Source organism: Photobacterium satsumensis, from assembly GCF_050336935.1.
Classification (GTDB): Bacteria; Pseudomonadota; Gammaproteobacteria; order Enterobacterales; family Vibrionaceae; genus Photobacterium; species Photobacterium satsumensis.
Window position 1 is genome coordinate 150,281 of record NZ_JAKJSK010000009.1, and the last position, 12,560, is coordinate 162,840.

Annotated in this window: 10 protein-coding genes; 8 read left to right on the forward strand and 2 right to left on the reverse strand. The window is 49.6% G+C overall.

What is annotated here, in order from left to right:
• The first annotated feature begins 114 nt into the window (after window positions 1-114).
• From sucC to L4D79_RS19205, 3 genes are all read left to right on the forward strand, one after another.
• A complete protein-coding gene (gene sucC / locus L4D79_RS19195) occupies window positions 115-1,281 on the forward strand; it encodes an ADP-forming succinate--CoA ligase subunit beta (protein ID WP_428653281.1) in 1,167 nt (388 codons plus the stop codon).
• The gene (gene sucD / locus L4D79_RS19200; protein ID WP_428653283.1) at window positions 1,281-2,153 is read left to right on the forward strand and encodes a succinate--CoA ligase subunit alpha; all 873 of its coding nucleotides are present in this window, start codon (window positions 1,281-1,283) and stop codon (window positions 2,151-2,153) included. The genes sucC and sucD overlap by 1 nt, the downstream gene beginning before the upstream one ends.
• A gap of 116 nt (window positions 2,154-2,269) precedes the next feature.
• Window positions 2,270-2,572 carry a VF_A0006 family four-cysteine protein gene (locus tag L4D79_RS19205; protein ID WP_428653285.1) on the forward strand — a complete coding sequence of 101 codons (303 nt, stop codon included), beginning with the start codon at window positions 2,270-2,272 and terminating at the stop codon, window positions 2,570-2,572.
• Between the two features lie 96 nt (window positions 2,573-2,668).
• Here L4D79_RS19205 and znuB read toward each other — a convergent pair whose 3' ends face one another.
• The gene (znuB, locus tag L4D79_RS19210) at window positions 2,669-3,454 is read right to left on the reverse strand and encodes a zinc ABC transporter permease subunit ZnuB (RefSeq protein ID WP_428653287.1); all 786 of its coding nucleotides are present in this window, start codon (window positions 3,452-3,454) and stop codon (window positions 2,669-2,671) included.
• Entirely contained in the window at window positions 3,447-4,232 is a 786-nt protein-coding gene (gene znuC, locus L4D79_RS19215; RefSeq protein WP_428653289.1) for a zinc ABC transporter ATP-binding protein ZnuC, read from the reverse strand. Before znuC ends, znuB begins: the two co-directional genes overlap by 8 nt.
• Before the next feature lie 93 nt (window positions 4,233-4,325).
• Between znuC and znuA the strand changes: the two genes are divergently transcribed.
• From znuA to L4D79_RS19240, 5 genes are all read left to right on the forward strand, one after another.
• The gene (gene znuA / locus L4D79_RS19220) at window positions 4,326-5,453 is read left to right on the forward strand and encodes a zinc ABC transporter substrate-binding protein ZnuA (RefSeq protein ID WP_428653292.1); all 1,128 of its coding nucleotides are present in this window, start codon (window positions 4,326-4,328) and stop codon (window positions 5,451-5,453) included.
• A gap of 170 nt (window positions 5,454-5,623) precedes the next feature.
• On the forward strand, window positions 5,624-9,436 hold the full coding sequence (locus L4D79_RS19225; protein WP_428653294.1) for an ATP-binding protein: 3,813 nt from the start codon (window positions 5,624-5,626) through the stop codon (window positions 9,434-9,436).
• A gap of 361 nt (window positions 9,437-9,797) precedes the next feature.
• Window positions 9,798-10,025: a FeoA family protein gene (locus tag L4D79_RS19230; RefSeq protein ID WP_428653296.1), complete on the forward strand. Its 228-nt coding sequence runs from the start codon at window positions 9,798-9,800 to the stop codon at window positions 10,023-10,025.
• On the forward strand, window positions 10,025-12,304 hold the full coding sequence (gene feoB / locus L4D79_RS19235; protein WP_428653298.1) for a Fe(2+) transporter permease subunit FeoB: 2,280 nt from the start codon (window positions 10,025-10,027) through the stop codon (window positions 12,302-12,304). Before L4D79_RS19230 ends, feoB begins: the two co-directional genes overlap by 1 nt.
• On the forward strand, window positions 12,301-12,546 hold the full coding sequence (locus tag L4D79_RS19240) for a FeoC-like transcriptional regulator (RefSeq protein WP_428653301.1): 246 nt from the start codon (window positions 12,301-12,303) through the stop codon (window positions 12,544-12,546). The genes feoB and L4D79_RS19240 overlap by 4 nt, the downstream gene beginning before the upstream one ends.
• Window positions 12,547-12,560 lie beyond the last annotated feature (14 nt).

Sequence of the window (12,560 nt, forward strand, 5' to 3'; positions counted from 1 at the left end):
CGGTGCGGCTCGACAGTGGCCTGCCATTTTTGCAGTTACAATCGAAGAAATACCGAAGAGTATTTCACATGGATATAACAATTCCCCAAGGGATATGAAAACGGATAGAACATCATGAATTTGCATGAATATCAGGCGAAACAGCTGTTCGCCGAGTACGGTCTGCCAGTTCCAGAAGGTTACGCTTGCGATACGCCACAGGAAGCTGCAGAAGCTGCAGGCAAAATTAGTGGCGACAAATGGGTCGTGAAATGTCAGGTTCATGCCGGTGGCCGTGGTAAAGCGGGCGGTGTGGAGCTTCATGACACCAAAGAAGGTATCAAGGGCTTTGCCCAGAAGTGGTTGGGTAAGAACCTGGTAACGTATCAGACAGATGCAAATGGCCAGCCAGTCACTAAGATTTTGGTTGAAGAAGCCTCTAACATTGCCAACGAACTGTACCTCGGTGCGGTTGTCGACCGTGGTACACGTCGTATCGTGTTCATGGCCTCGACAGAAGGTGGTGTGGAAATCGAAAAGGTTGCTGAGGAAACCCCTGAGCTAATCCACAAAGCGGCGATTGATCCGCTAGTTGGCCCACAGCCTTACCAAGGCCGTGAGCTGGCATTCAAACTGGGCCTGAAAGGCGACCAGATCAAGCAATTTACCAAGATCTTCCTAGGCCTTGGCAATATGTTTGCTGATTACGACCTAGCCCTACTAGAAATCAACCCATTGGTGATCACCGGTGACGACAACCTGCTTTGTCTTGACGGTAAGATCAACATTGACTCCAACGCTTTGTACCGCCAGCCTAAGCTTCGCGAAATGCACGATCCTTCACAGGAAGACGAGCGTGAAGCGCATGCGGCACAGTGGGAATTGAACTACGTTGCACTTGACGGCAGCATTGGCTGTATGGTCAACGGTGCAGGCTTAGCAATGGGTACTATGGACATCGTAAACCTCCACGGTGGCCAGCCAGCTAACTTCCTTGATGTTGGTGGCGGCGCGACTAAAGAGCGTGTTACCGAAGCATTCAAGATCATCCTGTCTGATACCAATGTTAAAGCGGTATTGGTAAATATCTTCGGTGGTATCGTTCGCTGTGATCTGATCGCTGAAGGTATTATCGGCGCGGTCGAGGAAGTCGGTGTCGAAGTACCGGTTGTCGTTCGCCTTGAAGGTAACAATGCGGTGCTGGGGGCTGAAACCCTGGCGAAGAGTGGTTTGAATATCATTGCTGCGACTTCCCTAACTGAAGCAGCGGAAAAAGTTGTTGCTGCGGCGGAGGGTAAATAATGTCTGTACTAATTAATAAAGATACCAAGGTGATCTGTCAGGGCTTTACTGGCGGTCAGGGTACATTCCACTCAGAGCAAGCGATTGAGTACGGAACGCAGATGGTCGGTGGCGTATCACCGGGTAAAGGCGGTACTAAGCACCTAGGTCTGCCGGTATTTAATACTGTGCGTGAAGCCGTTGAAGCCACAGGCGCAACAGCGACGGTTATCTACGTACCGGCTCCGTTCTGTAAGGACGCGATCCTGGAAGCGATTGACGCGGGTATCGAACTGATTGTGACGATCACAGAAGGTATCCCAACGCTGGATATGCTGGATGTCAAAGTACGCCTAGATGAAGCGGGTGTACGTATGATTGGTCCAAACTGTCCGGGTGTTATTACTCCTGACGAGTGTAAGATCGGTATCATGCCGGGCCATATCCACAAAGCGGGTAAAGTCGGCATTGTGTCGCGTTCAGGTACACTGACTTATGAAGCTGTTAAGCAGACAACGGATGAAGGCTTCGGTCAGTCGACCTGTGTCGGTATTGGCGGTGACCCGATCCCGGGTTCTAACTTTATCGATGTGCTTGAGTTGTTCGAGAAAGATCCTGCGACCGAAGCGATTGTAATGATCGGTGAGATCGGTGGTACCGCTGAAGAAGAAGCGGCTGCCTACATCAAAGAGAATGTCAGCAAGCCTGTTGTCTCTTACATTGCCGGTGTAACGGCGCCTCCAGGCAAGCGTATGGGTCACGCCGGTGCGATTATCTCTGGTGGTAAAGGTACGGCTGAAGATAAATTCCAGGCACTGGAATCTGCAGGTGTGAAAACCGTGAAAAGCCTTGCTGATATCGGCAAAGCCCTGCGTGAAGTGACTGGTTGGTAAATCCCAACATTCGCTGTATATATTAAACCCGCCAATCGGCGGGTTTTTTTGTTTATCCGCTTAGGACAACAGCATGGGTATAAGCTTAAAGGAGATCTGCGTTTAGAGGTCGGAATGTGAACAAGCTTACCTTACTGCTGGTTGCCGTTTTAAGTTCAGGGCTGTGCTTGGCCAAAGAAGACAAAGCAGGCTATGAAACCTGCATACTTGAGCATGTGTCATTGGCTGAGAATGGAACGGCAGCCAACTTGATGACCAATGCCTGTCACCGGCTTTATATCGATAACTTCATGCTGTCAGACAACGACCAGGCTTACTTCCAATGCCTGTTGGATTATCTACCGGAGACTAAGCATTTACGGACAGCTATGCAGGTAAAGAGCGCCTGTAACAGTAGGCACCGTAGCTTATTTAATTAATGACGGGTCAGGTACGCAGGAAGGGAGGGGAACAGCAGCCCTGGCCCCTTTAGGGAAAGCTTGGACTGCTGCGTATATGCTTTCGTTTGTGCTGAATTAAGCTTCGCTGCGCTTGAATTGGCTAATAAGGAACAGAGCTGCAGCCGAAACCACGACCGAAGGGCCTGCCGGGGTATCATAATGCCACGACATGGCTAAGCCGCACATCACAGCGATGATACCGAGAGCGGATGCCATCGCAGCCATCATTTCAGGGCTGCGCGAGAACTTGCGCGCAGTGGCGGCAGGGATGATCAGCAGGGAGGTAATGATCAGCGCGCCGACAAATTTCATCGCAACGGCAATTACCATGCCCACCATAATCATCAGCAAAAGACGCATTAAATCGACATTTACCCCTTCGACTTGCGCCAGTTCTTCATTGATGGTCATCGATAGCAATGGTCGCCACAAGGTGATTAGCATGGTCATCACAATCGCGCCGCCACCATAGATCCACAGTAGATCAGAAGGTGTAACCGCGAGCAAATCACCAAATAGGTACGACATCAGGTCGATACGGACATGGTCGAGGAAGCTGACGGCAACTAAACCAAGCGAAAGCGCACTGTGTGCGAGTATGCCGAGTAGGGTGTCGGTAGCGACATATTTTTGTTTTTGTAGGCCGACAAGAATGACCGCTAATGCCAGACAGCAAATGAGCAGCGCAAGGTTAAGGTTGATATTGAAAAGGAAACCAAGCGCAATGCCCAATAGGGATGCATGGGAAAGGGTATCGCCGAAATAGGCCATTTTTCGCCAAACGACGAAGGAGCCAAGTGGGCCGGCAAGGACGGCGATGCCAATGCCCGCAATCAGTGCGGGAAGCAATAAATCAAGCATTATTGGTCTCTTGTTGTTCTGTATGATGGTGCTCATGCTGGCAAGGGCCGACGGGATTGCCAGATAAATCATGCTCGTGATTGTGGTGGTGTTGATAGAGTGCCAGCTGTTCGCTCTGGTGGCGGCCAAAGAGTGCGACATAGGATGGATGGCTGGTGATTGCCTCCGGTTCGCCAGAGCAGCAAATATGGTGGTGCAGGCAGATAACATGATCGGTTTTTGCCATGACCAGATGCAAGTCGTGCGAAACCATCAAGATGGCACAGCTGAGCTTATCTCGTAGTGATTCAATGAGACTGTATAACTCCAACTGGCCGTTCACATCCACCCCTTGCACCGGTTCATCCAGCACCAGTAGATCAGGTTTTTGCAGTAACGCGCGTGCCAGCAGGACGCGCTGCATCTCGCCCCCAGACAGCGAGTGCATATTGCTGTGGTGAAGGTGTTTGCCGCTTACCAGCTCTAAAGCCTCGATACGCTGGGACTCATTGTAACGGCCTGCCAAGCGCATGAACCGGTCGACGCTAAGCGGCAGCGAGCTGTTGAGCGCGAGCTTTTGCGGCACATAGCCAATACGAAGTCCTTTCTGGCGAATAACTTTCCCTGTTGTTGGCTTATTCAAACCCGTGATGACTTTGACAAGGGTCGACTTGCCGGCACCGTTTGGGCCGATCAGGGTCGTGATCTGTCCCCGCTCTAATTTCAGGGAAACCTGATCCAGCACATGCCTTTCAGAGTACGTGACTGTGACCGACTGTAATTCAACTAAGGAGGTCATATATTTCTTTGCTTAGATATTTGCCAAAGTGAGATGTTATAATATAACATCTTTGGGGATTGTTGTAATCAAGAATTATTCAGGGAAACTATTATGCGCCGTATACTCCTAACATGTAGCACACTTGGCTTATTGTGCTCACCTTCACTTTACGCTCAAGATCTCAAAGTGGTTTCGACCGTGAAGCCAATCACTATGATTGTCCAGGAGTTGACCCAAGGGGTAACGTCGACAGAGACACTGTTACCAGCAGGTGCATCACCACATGACTATGCGTTACGTCCTTCGGATGCGAGAAAGCTGAACGATGCAGATTTGGTCATTTGGGTTGGACCTGAACTGGAGCAATTCTTGACCAAGATACTTGAAGATAAAGAAAACGTCCTGACGTTGACGGCGCAAGACAGTATTCAGTTCCGCCACTATGGTGATGCTCACGATGATCACGATGACCACGAAGGCCATGATCACGACGAGCACGATCATGATGACCACGCAGGTCACGCTCACGATGAGCACGGCCATGATGACCACGAAGGCCATGATCACGACAAGCACGGCCATGATGACCACGAAGGCTATGATCACGACGAGCACGGTCATGATGACCACGCAGGTCACGCTCACGACGAGCACGGTCATGATGACCACGAAGGTCACGCTCACAATGAGCACGGTCATGATGATCACCATGGCCACAGCCACGATGGTATCGACCCCCACCTGTGGTTAGGGCCAGAGCAGGCAATCCAAGCTGCACAAGTGATCACTGACAAATTGGTTGAACTTGACCCTGCTCATAAAGCGAAGTTTGAAGCAAACCTCGCTAATTTTATTGATGAAGTGAAAGCGGCTGTGGTGTCTATCGAGCAGACGCTAGCCCCAGTAGCAGATCGTGGATATTTTGTCTTCCATGATGGCTATGGCTATTTCGAAGAGCAGTTTAGGCTTAACAACCTGGGTCACTTTACCGTTGAACCGGACCGTCGACCAGGTGCTAAGACTTTGATCTCAATCCGTAACTCGTTGAAAGATCAGCATGCGCACTGTGTCTTCAGTGAGCCTCAGTTCTCACCTACTGTGGTTGACAGCGTTGTAAGGGGAACAGGAGTCAATATTGGCACGTTGGATCCAATGGGTACTGATATTGCCTATGGTGATGGTAGCTATGTGGAGTTCCTCAATACACTGGGTAACAGCTTTAGCAAATGCCTGAAATAAGTAGTCGCCTATATAGCTAACGCTTTCTGGCATGAGAATGATAAAAACGCACCCAGGTGCGTTTTTTTTATGCATCTTGCCTCATTTTATAAATGTCAGCTTATATTAAAACGGTCAATACTGCATAATAAATGGGGTTTTCATGAGGTTGGGATTTTTTTTACGCTGTTATGGACAGACGATTATTACTTGTGGCCTTTATCTTGGTCATGGGACTGGCTAATTCGGCGTCAGTTTTTGCCTCGAGTTACCTCTTCCGTTCAATGTCAGAACTAAACGGGTCAAGTACACTGTCCGTTCGTAAAATCATCAATGATTCCAATAAGGGGCTGTGGCTGGTTGATATCCGTGGCCAACTGCAATTTTATGATGGCTCTAACCTCAAGCCCGCGCTTGACAGAGAAGGCAAGCCAATCACCGGTGTGACCGATATGGCCGTGGTGAACAAAACACTGTGGTTGGTCAAAGACAGCCATGCCTACTCTTATTCTCCGCAACTTGCCCAACTGGAAAGGCACAATATTAGCCAGATCCCTATTGAGTCGGTGGTTAAACTGGACAATGTCGCCTGGTTTGCCAATCGTCGGGGGTTGTACCGCCTTTCGGAGGCCGAGCCGAATGTGCAATTCTTGCCCTTTCCCCACCCGATAAAGCTGTCGGGTTTATACGTGGCCGACAATCATCTGTATGTTGCAGCTCAGCAAGGGGTCTATGAATATCTGTCACCGGATTTCCCCCCCACGAAAATACTCGATGATCACCATGTTACGGCAGTGGAGCAAGATCTGTTAGGTGAACTATGGTTTGGTACACGTCGAGGAGTCGTCAAAGGCAAGGACGGTACGTTGCAACCTCTCGCTGGCCAAGGTGACGACAGGGCTGTACTTAGCCTGCAAGCAACCCCGGAAGGCATGTGGGTTGGCAGTACCATGGGACTCTTTTTGATGGGGCTGGATATGACCCTCAACCAGCATTTTATGCCCTCTGACTACGACCAATATTCACTGCCTGGCCGCCGTGTGTTGGATCTCCATCAAGATCTTCAGGGGAACCTATGGGTCTCTACCTCAAAGGGTGTGAGCCAGTTGCCAGCGGGTTCTCATCGGCTAAATCGGATCCGACTGGGTAAAGGGAAAGGGCAGATAGATGCTGGTTTGATTACCGATGTTGCTTATGCCAGCAATGGTCATTATTGGTTGGCAACCGATAATGGCTTATTTGAACTCTCGCCAATGTTCGGTGTTGTCCAGCATATCCCTGACTTAGGAGCAATCAAGCAGCTGATTTTGTCTGAGGGTCGACTTTGGATACTGCTGGAGGATGGGTTGGCGCTGTATGAGATTGGACAGTCCCGTATACAGCGCATCAGCATGCCGCAAGATATGCAAGGCCACTCAATAAATCGAGTTGTGGTGGATCACTTTGGCTCGGTTTGGGTCGGGACCGAAAACGGGCTGTACCGATATTGGCCGGAGTTCAGGGAGTGGATGCCTTTTGGCAGCCATTGGCTGAGGGATCCGGTGGGCGGCGAGCAGATCACCAGTATTGTGGAAGACAGTGAATATCAGGTTTGGGTAGGCACAACCTATGGTATGTACAAGTTTGATGCTGGCATGCTCCATTTTGTGCCGGGTACCGCTGAACTGGGGGGGATCGTTGATATTTATGAGGACCGAATGGGGCAGTTGTGGGTGGCGACGAACCACACGCTGCTGGTATCTCAGGGCTTGAAGCCGATCAAGCTGCAAGAAGTCCAACTTTCGTCTGATCTTGTTCGGCCATATTGCCTTGCTGGTGGCAGCAATGGGGTATGGCTTTCCTCAAGTAATGGGCTTTCGTTTGTAAGCTATTATGCCGATTTAAAGCAGCACTTTGGCTTCGGTAGCGGTTTACTGCCTGATGATGTGGGCTCCCGTGCCTGTTTACAGGATGACATGAATGCATTGGTGCTCGGATATCGGCAAGGGCTGCTGAGTATTCCTGATGAGGTATTGTTTGACGAATATACCGTCGAGCCTGAACTGTCACTCAGCGCAGTGTGGGTTGATGATGATATTTGGCCGCTGGGAGATTCCTGGAGCCAGCTGAGACGCTTGCCTTATGGAGCGGCCATTGCCTTTAAGCTCGAGACGATGCCGTCACGTTCGCTGCTGTATCAATATCGGTTAGTCGATGAAAACGAGCAGGCGGGAGAGTGGCAAATTGCAGCACAACCACTTTTATCCGTTGGGACCTTGTCTGCTGGGCGCTATACGTTGGAAGTTCGTCGGGTTAAGCCATCTGATGACGAAGGGGTCGAGCTGAGCTATGTATTCAGAGTTCAATCTGCCTGGCGGGTCTATCAAGCGCTGATAGGCTTTGTGGTTTTATCGACCTTGTTACTGGTGTTGCTGCTCTTCTATTGGCGAAGTAGGGTGTTTCGGGATCAAGCGCAGCAGCTCAAGCAGGCGGTTTTTCATAAAACGGCCAAGATTGAGTTGCAGAAGAAACAGCTCAATGCGAGTAATGTGCATTTGCAGCGGATATTGGATGTTAGGCAGCATATCATGGCGCACCTTTCCCATGAATTGAGAACCCCATTGCAGCTGTCGCTCGGCTTATTGTCCGATCTTCGACCGTATTGCCAGACCCCGAGCAAGATTGATATCACCGAAAGGAATATTGCCCACGCCTTACACGTCACTGAGCAGTTGTTGGCTCGCGATGTTTTTGCGTTGGTCGAACCTGACAAAACGTGTGAACAGTTGGTTGGCCCGATTATTCAGGCTTGTTGTATGAGCTGGCAAATCGAAGCCGAGAAAAAGCAGATAGCCCTTTGTCTTGAAGATCATATCTCAGCCGAGACTTGTATTGATCTTGCCCCTTATCACCTCGAAATCATGTTGGGCAACTTATTATCCAATGCAATGAAATACACTGATAGCAAAGGGGGGATAACGATCAATGTGAAGGAGCAAGAACAGCAGCTAGTTATTTCGGTCAGTGATACTGGCCGTGGAATGTCAGAGCAGACCAAGGCCCATTTGTTCGATAGCTATTATCAAGAAGAGCCTCAATATAGCCCAGAAGGAGGCTTTGGCTTGGGGCTGAGTTCTGTTAAGCAGCTGGTGGAGACTTACCATGGGACGATTTCGGTAATTAGTTATCAAGGTGTGGGGAGTGAATTTATTATTCGCTTGCCATTAATCGCTAGTCCCTCGGGGAATTCAATGCAGAAAGCCCAGAAGGAGTCGCCAGATTTACGGTTTTGGGTGATGGCCATCGGTGAAGAGGCAGATGCTGATAGTGAGTGGAGTAAACTGCTATCTGAACACTTTCATGTTACTCATACGCGGGGAGATTATGAGGATTTAATGCTACTTGATGGTCCCTTTCCTGATGTTTTGATCGTTGATCTGTCAGTACTTGAGCCAAGTGATGAAGAGTTGCTTAAGGGCTTAAGAGATGACTTTTTTGGTAATAATGGACCTTGGATTGTCGTTGTCAGCAGCGCGACAAAAAGTAATGAATATGATCTTCACCCAGTCCGTTGGGCCGATAGAGTATTGACGAAACCATTGCAAGCGCAACCGATGTTTTCTGAAATTGACCACTTGCTCAGGCAACAGCAAGCGGGTCTAGGGAGGGGGACATCCGTTGAAGAATACCAAGGAAATAAATGGCAGGATAATGTCCAGTCTTTGGTCTCGGATCATTTTCACTACCCTGATTTTGGCACCTCAGCTGCAGCCAGGACGCTTCTTATGTCGGAGCGGACTTTCCAGCGCCGTTTCAAGCAGGAGTTCGGTGCACCTTTTAAAGACTACGTTACTCAGTTTCGCTTTGAACAAGCGGCGGTAATGCTTAGGCAAGGAGACAAGGTGTCAGATGTGGTTCTTGCATGTGGGTTCAAGGACTCTTCCTATTTCAGTGCTAGGTTCAAGGCCTATTGTGGCCAGTCACCTTCCGAGTTTGCCTGCGGCGTTTCCTCTGACGAAGAATAGAGCGTGAGATAGCCGACGGACCCTATCACGTGCCCAAAGTATTCCTTCTTTAATGCTCATTTTACCCAAGCGACGCAATGTCGCTTGGGGATATGTAGATGCTACATATATTAACTTGAATTACCTATTACCTATCTTTAATACTAAGCCAATGTTTTAAAAGCATATTTGTGTTGACGTTTTCACCTGAATAGTCAAAAGCCAACCAGTTAGGTTTTAAAATGTGCCGCCTGTCAATTTTGCAAACAATGAATGCAAAAATGAGGGCTTTTTTTTGATTTAAAACAACAACCAATGTGTTTCAATCTGTAACATTGTAAGCACTAATGCTAATTATTCTTATTTAGGGTAGCGATTTAGAATGAAACTGTCAGAAATGTCATGCGGGGCCGAGGGGAAGGTTACCAGTTTAGCTGGCTTACCAGCCGCTACCCGTAAAAAGCTTATGGTAATGGGGATGCTGCCGAATACGCCGGTGAGTGTTATTCGTGTTGCTCCTTTAGGGGATCCTCTGCAGGTGCGAGTGCGTGGTGTGGATATCGCATTGCGTAAACAACTAGCAGAAAGCATTGATGTGGAGGTGAACTGATGCAGTACAGTATTCTGACAGTAGGTAACCCTAATAGCGGTAAAACCACCTTGTTCAACGGCCTGACAGGGGCCAAACAGCAGGTTGGTAACTGGGCTGGGGTAACCGTAGAAAAGAAAACAGGTCGATATGAGTGTGCTGGCGATAGCTTTGCGCTGACTGATCTTCCTGGTATTTACAATCTTGATAGCGCCAACGACGTCAATAGTTTGGATGAAGCGATTGCTTCCCGCGCCATCTTGACCATGCCGGCAGATGTCATCATCAACGTGGTTGATGCCTCTTGCCTTGAGCGCAGCCTGTACATGACTCTTCAGCTGCGTGAGTTGGGCCGACCAATGGTTGTCGTGCTGAACAAGATGGATGTGCTAGAGCGCCAGCGTCAGAAGTTGGACATCAAAGGGCTCGAGAAGGCCTTGGGTTGCCCGGTATTGAGCCTGTCGGCAAATAACCTTAAGCAGGTTACCGAATTTAAAACCCACCTGCATAAAATGCTGGCCCAGGGGATTGTGGTTAATGAACTTACACTGGATTACGGTTCTCAATTTGAGCAGGCTATTGCCGAGACTGAATCTTTCTTTACCACTGACCAGCTAAACAGTCGCGCGCAAGCTATCAGGGCGTTGGAAAACGACACGCTAGTGATCAACGGGCTTTCTGAAGAGCAAAAGAATCAGGTATGCAATGTTCGCAATACCTTGATGGTTGACGTTGACCCAGACATCCAGGTTGCCGATGTCCGCTATAGCTACTTGCATCAACTTTGCAGCAAAGTCCGCCGCCAGGAAGGCAAGCTGAGCCGTAGCCTGAGCGACAAAATTGACAGTGTATTACTCAACCGTGCATTTGGTATTCCCTTCTTCTTTGTCGTGATGTATCTGATGTTCATGTTCTCCATCAACATCGGTAGCGCCTTTATCGATTTTTTCGATATCAGTGCCGGCGCCATTCTGGTCGATGGCGGCCATTACCTGCTTGATGATCACCTGCCGATATGGCTCGCGACTGTGATTGCCGATGGTATCGGTGGTGGTATCCAGACTGTCGCAACATTTATTCCGGTTATTGCCTGTTTGTACCTGTTCTTGGCAATGCTCGAGAGCTCAGGCTATATGGCACGTGCCGCTTTCGTTCTTGATAAGGTGATGCAGAAAGTCGGCTTGCCGGGCAAAGCTTTTGTCCCATTGGTGCTGGGCTTTGGCTGTAACGTACCGGCAATCATGGCAACCCGTACGCTGGAGCAGGAGCGCGAGCGCAAACTGGCAGCAGCGATGGCTCCATTCATGTCTTGTGGTGCTCGACTTCCAGTTTACGCACTTTTTGCCGCCGCTTTCTTCCCTGAAAACGGTCAGAACGTGGTATTTGGCTTGTACCTGCTGGGTATTGCGGCTGCAGTTCTGACTGGGTTGGTGCTTCGTCATACCATTTACCCGGGTAACAGCGATAGCTTTATCATGGAAATGCCAGACTATGAAATGCCGACACTACGTAATGTGGGTATCAAGACGTGGCAGAAACTGAAGAAATTTGTGTTGGGTGCCGGTAAGACTATCGTCGTGGTTGTCGCCATTCTGAGCTTCTTCAACTCGCTTGGCACCGATGGCTCGTTCGGTAACGAAGATACGCCAAACTCGGTACTGGCAAAAACGGCTCAGGTAATAACACCTGTGTTGGCACCCATTGGTGTGAAGGAAGATAACTGGCCTGCTACCGTGGGTATCCTGACGGGTATCTTCGCGAAAGAAGCGGTAGTGGGTACCTTGAATAACTTGTATGCGCCAGCTGAAGGTGAGGAAGAAGCCGAGTACGACTTGGTGGGAAGCCTGCAAGAAGCGGTAGCGAGTATTGGTGATAACCTGTCTGGACTTAGCTATTCTGATCCGCTGGGTATCGATGTCGGTGAATTAGAAGATACGGCGGCGGTTGCAGAAGAGCAGGAAGTCGATGCGTCAATCTTTGGTAATATTCAAGCACACTTTGTTAGCTCTGCAGCGGCAATGGCATACCTGATCTTCATTCTGCTATACACGCCTTGTGCCGCAGCTATGGGTGCCTATGTCCGTGAATTCGGCCAGAAATATTCGCTGTTCATTGCGTCATACACCATGTTACTGGCGTATACCTTCGCGACGTATTACTACCAGATCGCTCACTTTGCCGATCACCCGGCAACGAGCATGATGTGGATTGGTCTGTTCACGGCAATCAATGCTGGCCTGTTTATTACCTTCAAACGCAAGGGACAACAGGTGCAAACTGAGGAGCTAGTCACCCTATGATCCTGCAGCAGTTGAAACAGTACATTGAGCAACACGGGCGCGCCAGCCGCAAGGCATTGGCAATGCGGTTCGGGATGTCGGAAGACGGCGTCGAGGCCATGCTGGAGGTATGGATCCGCAAAGGCAAGTTGGGCAAGGAGCTGATCGGCTGCGACAGTGATGGGTGCTGCCAGGGTGCGCAAGAGATCTGGTATCGTCCGCTCAAGAGTGATGAGCTTTCCGTCACCGTTATGCGTGGCTAGCAAGCAAACAAGCG

Coding starts and splice junctions, on each gene's coding strand:
- sucC (WP_428653281.1), top strand. CDS start 115: ATGAATTTGCATGAATATCAGGCGAAACAGCTGTTCGCCGAGTACGGT.
- L4D79_RS19240 (WP_428653301.1), top strand. CDS start 12,301: ATGATCCTGCAGCAGTTGAAACAGTACATTGAGCAACACGGGCGCGCC.
- znuA (WP_428653292.1), top strand. CDS start 4,326: ATGCGCCGTATACTCCTAACATGTAGCACACTTGGCTTATTGTGCTCA.
- znuC (WP_428653289.1), bottom strand. CDS start 4,232: ATGACCTCCTTAGTTGAATTACAGTCGGTCACAGTCACGTACTCTGAA.
- feoB (WP_428653298.1), top strand. CDS start 10,025: ATGCAGTACAGTATTCTGACAGTAGGTAACCCTAATAGCGGTAAAACC.
- L4D79_RS19230 (WP_428653296.1), top strand. CDS start 9,798: ATGAAACTGTCAGAAATGTCATGCGGGGCCGAGGGGAAGGTTACCAGT.
- L4D79_RS19225 (WP_428653294.1), top strand. CDS start 5,624: ATGGACAGACGATTATTACTTGTGGCCTTTATCTTGGTCATGGGACTG.
- znuB (WP_428653287.1), bottom strand. CDS start 3,454: ATGCTTGATTTATTGCTTCCCGCACTGATTGCGGGCATTGGCATCGCC.
- sucD (WP_428653283.1), top strand. CDS start 1,281: ATGTCTGTACTAATTAATAAAGATACCAAGGTGATCTGTCAGGGCTTT.